This is a genomic window from Scytonema sp. HK-05, assembly GCF_963872035.1.
Taxonomy (GTDB): Bacteria; Cyanobacteriota; Cyanobacteriia; order Cyanobacteriales; family Nostocaceae; genus Kalymmatonema.
This window is the reverse complement of sequence record NZ_CAWMYC010000066.1, coordinates 1-5,970: the sequence shown is the minus strand read 5'-3', so window position 1 is coordinate 5,970 and position 5,970 is coordinate 1. Positions and strand designations below refer to the sequence as shown.

General features: G+C 43.9%; 4 protein-coding genes and 1 pseudogene. 2 read left to right on the top strand and 3 right to left on the bottom strand.

The window, feature by feature from the left end; genetic code table 11:
* Positions 1-458 precede the first annotated feature (458 nt).
* The 3 genes from AACT52_RS09650 to AACT52_RS09640 all read right to left on the bottom strand — a co-directional run bounded on the left by AACT52_RS09650 (position 459) and on the right by AACT52_RS09640 (position 2,572).
* On the bottom strand, positions 459-1,352 hold the full coding sequence (locus AACT52_RS09650) for an alpha/beta fold hydrolase (RefSeq protein WP_073636603.1): 894 nt from the start codon (positions 1,350-1,352) through the stop codon (positions 459-461).
* A 734-nt stretch (positions 1,353-2,086) separates the two neighbouring features.
* Complete coding sequence (locus AACT52_RS09645; protein WP_143173025.1) at positions 2,087-2,290, bottom strand: hypothetical protein; 204 nt, start codon at positions 2,288-2,290, stop codon at positions 2,087-2,089.
* Between the two features lie 141 nt (positions 2,291-2,431).
* Entirely contained in the window at positions 2,432-2,572 is a 141-nt protein-coding gene (locus AACT52_RS09640; RefSeq protein WP_158055047.1) for a hypothetical protein, read from the bottom strand.
* A 652-nt stretch (positions 2,573-3,224) separates the two neighbouring features.
* Here AACT52_RS09640 and AACT52_RS09635 point away from each other — a divergent pair.
* A pseudogene (locus AACT52_RS09635) lies at positions 3,225-4,469 on the top strand (cation:proton antiporter domain-containing protein); the annotation flags it as partial.
* 307 nt (positions 4,470-4,776) lie between these two features.
* A complete protein-coding gene (locus AACT52_RS09630; RefSeq protein ID WP_158055045.1) occupies positions 4,777-5,784 on the top strand; it encodes an aldose 1-epimerase in 1,008 nt (335 codons plus the stop codon).
* The last annotated feature ends 186 nt before the right edge of the window (positions 5,785-5,970 follow it).

Below are 5,970 nucleotides of genomic sequence, written 5' to 3'. Positions count from 1 at the left end.
TGAAGAATCTTGGTAGGGCACACAACAGATATCGACTCTTAAGTCTGCTTTATTAACAAATTCGGACAGCTATACAAGCGGAAGTTCCCCCTAAGGGGGAACTTCCGCTTAGAGGGTGTTTATAAAATAAATCTGCCATTCTGAGTGGAGTGAAACGCAACGTTGGCGCAGCGTGTCCCCTTGGGACTCAGAATCTAGGGTTTGCATAGTAGTCGAGAGATGCAACACTTGTGCTATCGCTACGTGCCTCGCTCTGCGAGGAGGCACGCAGCGACAGCATGACAAATCGAGGTTTTTGCCGAATTTATAAACACGCTCTTAGTACAGTTTTGCATTAATTCGTAGCGTTTTGAAACGCAGAGGAACGCGGAGGAACGCGCAAAGTAACGCAGAGCCTTTCTGAAATTAATTCGTTACGAACTTGTGAAATCCTGTACTTAGATGCACCCTTTTACCCTTTAAGAGCGTGACTCCTCGCCAAAGAAGTTTAACAATTGCTCAATAACATATTCTGGACGCTCTTCAGGCATATAGTGTCCACAATATTCATGTAGATCACCACGGACATCCTCGGCAACTGCCTGCATTGAATGCAGCGGACGCTTTCCTAAACCATATTTGCCCCCCAGCGCTAACACCGGCATCTGGAGTTTTACCTTGGCGCTTTCTTTGTTGTCCTCCACGTCTTCAAAGATTGTCCGGTAGTACTCACAAGTACCACGTATACCGCCTGGAGAGGCAAAAGTACGAACATATTCGTCAATCTCAGCCTCAGTCACCGCTGTCGTGTCGTAGGCAAAGCGTGTAAAGAAATAGGTAAGGTACGCCTTCTCTCGGCCTGCAATCAGCGCCTCTGAAAGGTCAGGAACCATGTGAAATGGAATGTGCCAGATGCCTCCTTCGCGGGAGGTTTCTGGTGAGAACGTCATGAGTTGCTCAAAACCAAATCCTGGAACAGTTCCTTCAATTTGTACTAGCCGACGTACGTCCTCACGATGATCAGCTGTGTAAGCATAGGTGACTGCTACTCCCATATCGATTCCAACTAGGAAAATACGTTGGAATCCGAGTTGGCGTACCAACTGGTAAACATCTTTAGCTACGTTCTTTTTCCGATAACCGCTGGTGGGTTTTGAAGAGTCACCGAGACCTCGCATATCAACTGCAATCACCGTGTAGCGTTCGGCTAAGGCTGGCATAACTCGCCGCCACTGGTACCAGGTATTAGGCCAACCACTGAGCAGAACCACTGGATCCCCTTGACCGCCTATTACGTAATGGAGACGTACACCGTTAACATCAGCCATTTGATGGGTGAACGTCGTATCAAAAGTCGTTAAATCAGTTGTCATTTTTATACCCTTGTTGGATTATTGATTGTCAAACTTCTAAGAGGATGTCTGAGAACTCAAAAATGTCATGCTGTTAACGTAGTTCCTCGCAGAGCGAGGCACGGAGCGCCAGCATAAGTGTTGGATCTCAAAAATTAACGAGAAACAGGGATTCTGAGTCCCAAGGGGACAGGCTGCGCGTTGGCCGAGCCTGCGCTTTGCGCTTATGCTCCTGTTCCTTCGCTTCGCTCAGGACTACGCTCAGAATGACAAAATATACCGCCCACAAACTTTTCAGACATCCTCTAAAGCTACCAGTATAATTTCGAGTATGAAGTTGGTACTTTTAACTTTGTACGCCAACAAAACTTCGCTCCAACCCGTAACAGAGCCGGGTTTTTGAGATTAGTGAATCGGTGTTTTACAGCCTTTTCATCAATCAATACTGGTCTTCTAATTATTTAGTTTTCTAATTTAAGTAAGTTTTAGCAAGGAAACATCACTTAATTAAGGAAGAACTTAATCAGATTCACATTCTATGCCTGAAACTGTCCTAAGAACAGAAAAATATACATGGCGACGTTCTCTCAAAGGTAAGTCTTTCGTCAAAATACTCAGGGACGAGACAAAAATAAAGAGCCTCATAGATTTGTGGAGTGGACGTCGCAGTCGCCAAGAGCGTTCGTTGTGAACTTATTCAGAGTTCCTAGCTAAGGAGTTCTGAGTTCTTTCTTGGTCAATTAGTTCTTTGTCATTTAAACAGACTTATTGAGAATTGGCGTGGGTATTTTAGAGCGATCGCAACCTTTTTCTCTCAAATTCTCAAATTTCCTGTATTTAACAGTTATCAGTTTCATTATTGGGGGAAACACCACACCAATTGGATCGTTCGTCGTCAGACGTGCCGTAGGCATAAGCGTTGGTGGTGGGTTTAAATCCCGTGCCATAGCAGGCGTCACTGGTCACTGTTTTAAAGATACATTTGTGCTATCTATATTCTGTAATCATCGGTTGTGGCAGACAAGGGTGTGGAATGTCGATTCAGAACATCGCCAGTTTTTGCAACGGAAGCGCCAATTGTGTTTAGATTTTTTAGTGACTCAAAAACTCTCTAGTACTACTTTGGTAGTATAGCGGTTCTTATCCGGATGAAGTACAGGTTCATCTGCGTAGCCTGCGGCAAGGCTTACGCCAACATCTGCGTCGAGAGTGCGGTTCCTTAACTCTTTAATATATTGCACCCAATTAAAAACTGCTATTTTGATAGCTCAAAAGCTTAAGTTCATTCTTAACTTCCGGATATTTACTGGTTAAAACCTGCCTGAATTGCAAAGATGGACGAAGATTAGTGTCTGTTGATGAGAAGGTTTTCGTAGAGACCTTATCCACGGACGTACTGGACTTTAGACCTAAGTTGAGAGGTCTGTTAATTAGCATCCTGGTTGGTAACATTGGTGACAGTTTAAAATAGCATTGCTTTTGTGAATCAGCAAGCAATTCTACTGGAGATTAAGTCAAAGTTAAGGTACTAAATTTACCTTAGTACAGACTTTTCCAGAGAAGTATGAATGATGTGTGTAAATATTACGCAACCGCTAACTCAAAAGTCATGTTTCTACGATAATTTTCGGGATATTTTTCACTCGTATTACCTGTTGCACAGATGCATCATAACCTTAACTTGTCACGGATGATTGGTGCCCGCTTGAGTGAGAGCCGAATATAGCGGTTTTCACTTGGGTGCAATACATTAAAGAGTTAAGGAACCGTACCCTCGACGCAGATTTTGGCGTAAGTAGCAAGTTAGGCGGATGAACCTGTACTTCATCCGGATAGGAACCACTGTATTGCTCAATCAGGTCGTTAACTTTATTTATAATAGGTTAAAAAATTATGCACTCACTTATTCTCGTTCTTCTTGAAGTGCTGATTGTGATTGGATTGTCCCGGCTGGTGGGACTGGGATTCCGGTTGATTAAACAACCCCAGGTAATTGGCGAAATTGTGGCCGGAATTATGCTAGGTCCGTCTTTATTTGGTTTGGTTGCTCCCGATTTAGCAGCAACTCTATTCCCAGCTCAAACAGTTCCTTTCTTGAATGTGCTATCTCAGGTGGGTTTAATTTTTTTCATGTTTCTGATTGGTCTGGAGCTAAACCCAAAATATCTCAAATGCCAAATAAAGGTAGCAATATTTACCTCATTGTTCAGTATTGTGTTGCCCTTCTCACTGGCAACCTTGTTAGCGTTGCTGCTTTACCAATCGGGTTTTAATCCCAGTGTCTCATTTACCCCCTTTGCCTTATTTTTGGGATGTGCTATGTCGATTACCGCCTTTCCTGTGTTAGCCCGAATTATTTCAGAGAAAAAATTGCTGGGGACGCATTTGGGGGCGTTAGCGTTGACATGTGCGGCGGTGGATGATTTGATGGCTTGGTTCTTATTAGCAATGGCAATCACCGTGACTCGCACTAACAGTATCACTGGGGCTTTCCCTACAATTGTGGCAGCTCTGCTCTACATTGGCTTCATGATGACGGTTGGCCGTTGGTTCCTGCAACGCGTTGCCACTTACTATCGGCGCACTGGATGCCTCGATGATTTTCTCCTGGCTGGGATTTACATGGGCATCGTTGCTTCTGCCCTAATCACTGAATTGATTGGAATTCACCTAATCTTTGGGGCGTTCTTATTAGGAGCGGTGTTGCCCAAGGATGCTGATTTGGTGCAGGAGTTAACTCAGAAAACTCAAGCCTTTATTCTGATCTTTCTACTGCCAGTCTTTTTTGCCTACAGTGGTCTGCGGACTGAAATTGGCTTGCTCAATCGACCTGAATTATGGCTACTGTGTGCAGGTATTGTGGGTATAGCAACCATTGGCAAGTACGGTGGTGCCTATGCAGCAGCTCGCGTCTGTGGTATTGAAAAGCAGGAAGCAAGTGCTCTGGGCTGGTTGATGAATACTCGCGGTCTGACTGAATTGATTGTACTAAACATTGGTTTGAGCTTGGGCGTGATATCGCCTTTGCTTTTTACCATGCTGGTGATTATGGCACTGGTGACGACATTTATGACATCGCCCATGCTGGAGTGGACTCAACCGAAAAAGCCGCTCAAGCTTAATGTGGTGAAGCCAGACGGTATTTGAACTTGAGAAAGTACTGAGATTAATGACGGGTTGAGTTTCTTGTAATGCCGCTTCTCATGCAGTCAACATAGGCTCAACTCTAAGGTCAGCCACTTAAACTAAAGAGCATTGCCACATACCAAAAACTGCACTACTGACTAATCAGTTTGACTATTAATGTGTAATGTGGGAAAAAAGCATTCACTTTTTGAAACAGTATCAAATACTAGTACCTTAAAAAAAGCATAGAGTGTAACTTATGTACACGCACGGAAGAAAACAGGGTTGTCGCATTAGTTTGGACTACACCTATAAAAGTATGCAAATTGCATACTTAGAGAACGAGTTACTAAGAGTCGGAATATTATTGGAAAAAGGTGCAGACATCTTTGAGTTTACTTACAAACCTCACGACTTGGATTTTATGTGGCAATCGCCCATTTCCATGCGACGTCCGTTTGTTGCTACAAATGCGTTGCCTGAAGGAGCTTTCCACGATGACTACTATGGTGGTTGGCAGGAGATACTACCATCAGCAGGATGGGCTGCGGAACCCTACTTGGGGGCTTCTCAAGGTCTGCATGGTGAATTAGCGCTTCTGCCCTTTGAGGCTACCATCAGCGAGGACACCCAAGAGCAAGTCGCCTTACACACGCATGTACGTCTTTACCGTTCACCGCTAGTACTTGAACGCACGATGTCACTCAAACGGGGAATCGCTGCCTTGTTTATCCACGAACGTCTTTTCAACGAGTCAACGGGTGAATTCGCCATAATGTGGGGTCATCACCCTGCTATTGGAGAACCTTTCCTCGACGATAGTTGCCTGGTTCAGACGCCAGCCTCCAAAGTTGAAGTGATGGCTTACCATGAAAATGGTTTGTGGGAACCAGGAGGAGATTATGATTTTCCAAAGGTAAAGAACCGACGTACTGGAGTCATGCAAGATATTACCCGTGTACTCCCTAAGGAAACTAAATCGGTTGATGTAGTCTTTTTCAAAGAATTAACCGAAGGTTGGTACGGTTTAACCAATCAAAGGCTAAAGGTAGGCTTCGGGATGGCTTGGGACAAAGAGCTGTTTAAATATCTTTGGATGTGGCAGGTCTATGGTGGTCACCACAATTATCCTTGGTACGGGCGTACATATAATTGTGGTCTTGAGCCATTCACTAGTTTTCCTCCTTCTGGGATAAAGAATGCTGTTAAAAACGGTACAGCATTGATAATGAAGCCTGGTGAAATCATTCAAACGGAATTAGTTGCTGTTGCTTACGAAGGGGAAGGTGTAAACCGTATTACTCTTGATGGACTTGTAGAGCATTAATATTCTCTAAAACCATACCATAAACACAAAAATTATTCTCAAGAGTTTGAGAAGTAGACAACTCTTCTGTTTCCGTAATTGAAGTTGAACGCATTTGTCTCTCAACCAATTCAGTTAATTTAGTGAGGCTAAATCATGAAGCTAAAAAATAAAGTTGCCATTGTGACTGGTGGGTCAAAGGGCATT